Below are 3,137 nucleotides of genomic sequence, written 5' to 3'. Positions count from 1 at the left end.
GGCCGCCCGCCAGCTTGCCGGCTGGTCGGAACCGCCGATCCGCGACGAGGACCGGCTGTGGACGATCGTGTCGGTGTTCTGGAGGAAGAAATCCTGATTGCCGTTGTGGAGTCGGGTCAACAGTTCGGTGATCTCTGACTCGGCCGTGCTCATGTCGAACTCGTCGGAAACGCGCACGGCGATCGAGGAAAGGTACGACTGCCCGAGGATGCGATCCATCACCGCCGTATAGGGCATGTAGACATTGGCGCTGTTGCCGCCCGGCCCGAAACCGGACTGGCTGGGGACGACGCCGATGACCCGCACCGGCACACTGCCGAGAATGATCACCTGTCCGATCGGGTCTTCGCCGTTGGCGAAGATGGCGGACACGGCATTCTGGTCGAGCACCGCTTCCTGCGAGCGCGTCTGGATGCTGGTCGCCGTAAAGCCTGAGCCGGAAGAAAAGCTGCGGCCATTGACCTGGAAATAGTCCGTCCCGACGCCCGTTATCGTGGCATTGGAAGCAGTGTTCCGGTAACGCACCGTCGTATTGCTCGAAACCTGCGGCGAGACGCTGTTGGCATAGGGCTGCCCCGTGAGCGCGTCAGCGTCGGTCGGTTTCAGCGTTCGGACGCGCCCCGAGCGTGTGTCCCCAAAACTCGCGCCGGGATAGATGTTGATCGTATTGGTGCCGATGGACGAAATATTGTCGAGCACGCTCTGCTGGCTGCCCTGCCCCAGCGCCACCACGGCCACCACCGAGGCAATGCCGATGATGATGCCGAGCATGGTGAGGAAGGTGCGCAGCTTGTGCGCACCCATGGCGCGCAGGGCCATGGCCAGCGCTTCCCCAAAACGATCTAAGCCCAGCCGCCAACCCGGCTTGCGGCGCACTCTTTCCATGCCGCCCGCCACCCGGTCCTGCTCGCCATTGGGGCGATCGTCGATGATCTGGCCATCGGCAATCTCGATGATGCGCTGGCACTGTTCGGCAATCTTGGCATCGTGGGTCACGATGATGATCGTGTGCCCATCCGCATGCAGTTCTCGCAACAGGGCCATCAACTCCTTGCCCGAATGCGAGTCGAGCGCACCGGTCGGCTCGTCGGCAAGGATCACCTCACCGCCATTCATCAACGCCCGCGCCACGCTGACGCGCTGCTGCTGGCCGCCCGAAAGGGCATTGGGACGATGGTGCAGACGCTCGCCGAGCCCCAGCCGGGTCAACAGGTCGGTGGCGCGCTGGCGCCGCGCTTGGGCTTGAGCCCCGGCATAGACCGCGGGCACTTCGACATTTTCGACCGCGTTGAGATCGGGTAGCAGCTGATAGCGCTGGAAGATGAAACCGAAATGCTCGCGCCGTAGGGCCGCCAGCTCATCGGCGTCGAACTTGCTGACATCCCGCCCGTCGAAAAGATAGGTGCCCTCGCTGGCGCGGTCGAGACAGCCGAGAATGTTCATCAACGTCGACTTGCCCGAGCCCGACTGGCCTATGATGGCAACCATTTCGCCGCGATGGATATCGAGATTGACGCCCCGCAGCACCGCCACGCTCTCGGCTCCCGCCGCAAAGCGCCGGACGAGGTTCTTGATGGAGATAATGGGCTTGGCGCCCGCCGGCACGTCGTTCCGCGCCGGAGCCTCCACGGCCGTCTCTGGCGAAAGCTTGAGCGTCGCGTCGGCGCGTTCCTTCATCGACGAGTGCATCATTTCGGCCTCACCGTACCGGGCCACCGAAGCCGCCGGGCCCACCGATCAGTCCGCCACCAAGGCGCTGCCCGGTCCCAGGGTTACGCGGCGAATTGGGAGAGCCAAGCGCCCCAGCATTGCCGCCGACCACCAGCTCGCCCTCCTTGAGACCGGACACGATCTGCGCGGTGATGTTGTTGTTGAGACCGACTTCGATGCTGCGCGGACGCGTTTCCTGGGTCGAAGGATCATAGACCAGGACGGATATGCCGCCATCCCGCCCCTTGTGGGTGACAAGGCTCGAGGGCAGCGTCAGCACGCCCTTGGCATCGGCGAGCACGATGGTGACCTCGGCCGTCATCGAAATGCGCAGGCCGTGGTCGGGATTGGGCACGTCGAAAAGCCCGTTGTAGTAGATCGCCGTGTTGGACGTGTCGGTCGTCGTGTCGTTGTTGATCGAAGTCGGCGCCGGCTCGATCTCACGCAGCGTCGCCTGAATGCGATTGTTGGGGTCGCCGAGAATGGTGAAGTAGACCTTCTGCCCCGGCTTGACCTTGACCACGTCGGCTTCCGAAATCTCGGCCTTGATGACCATGGTGTCGAGATTGGCGATCTTGGCGATGGTCGGCGCGGTATTGTTGGAGTTGAGCGTCTGCCCTTCTTCCACCAGCAGCGCCACCACCGTCCCATCGCTGGGCGCGACGATCTTGGTGCGTTCAAGGTTGAGCTGAGCCGATTCCACCGTCAGGTTGGCCTGGTCGATCTGCGCGCTCAGCTGGTCGATCTGGGCCTTGGCCTGATCGACGGCGGCCTGGGAGGTATCAAGGTCGGTCTGGGAAACAAGGCTGCCGACGCTCAACTGCTTGTTGCGTGCCAGCGCGGCTTCCGCCTTGACCAGCACCGCTTCCTGATTGCGCTTCTGCGCTTCGATGGCTGCCAGCGCCGCCTGGGCCGACTTGATGGCATTTTCCTGGTTGAGACTGTCGATCTCGGCAATGAGATCGCCCTTCTTGACGTTCTGTCCGAGGGTTACGTCGATCTTGTCGATGCGGCCCGAAACCTCCGCGCCGACGCTGACCAGCGAGCTGGCCTGCAGCACGCCCGAAGCGAGCACGGTGGTCTCGACGTCGCCGGTGCTGACAGCAACCGTGTCAGGCGCAGTCTTGGCCTCCGGCTTCCCGAGGAAATACCACCAGGCGGCCCCGCCGCTTACGGCGATCAGCAAAACGACAGCAAACAGTTTCGCCAAGCGTCTCAATGCCTTAACTTCCTTTAGGTGAATCTCCAGAAGAAATTTAAAGAGTTTCCGGGGAGACTTCACGTTAGCTCTTGGCAATGCTGCCTTAAACTTTGGAAAGGTTGACGCGGCCGGCCCGCGGGTCCACCTTGCCGGCCTCCCCTTTGCGACCACCCTCCCAGGACATAAAATGTATCAGCTGCTCGATCCCAGCCGCTTTGCGCAGGAA

General features: G+C 62.8%; 1 protein-coding gene and 1 pseudogene. Both read right to left on the bottom strand.

All coding sequences use genetic code 11. The features are described from left to right. Nucleotides 1-135: 135 nt before the first annotated feature. A pseudogene (locus tag J0I64_RS09005) lies at nucleotides 136-1,677 on the bottom strand (ABC transporter permease); the annotation flags it as partial. 22 nt (nucleotides 1,678-1,699) lie between these two features. Continuing rightward, a complete protein-coding gene (locus J0I64_RS09000) occupies nucleotides 1,700-2,920 on the bottom strand; it encodes an efflux RND transporter periplasmic adaptor subunit (protein WP_291407306.1) in 1,221 nt (406 codons plus the stop codon). Nucleotides 2,921-3,137 lie beyond the last annotated feature (217 nt).

It is taken from the genome of Devosia sp., assembly GCF_017307565.1.
In the GTDB taxonomy this organism is placed as follows: Bacteria; Pseudomonadota; Alphaproteobacteria; order Rhizobiales; family Devosiaceae; genus Devosia.
Note: the sequence above shows the minus strand (reverse complement) of the source record. Positions and strands in the feature narration are given on the sequence as shown.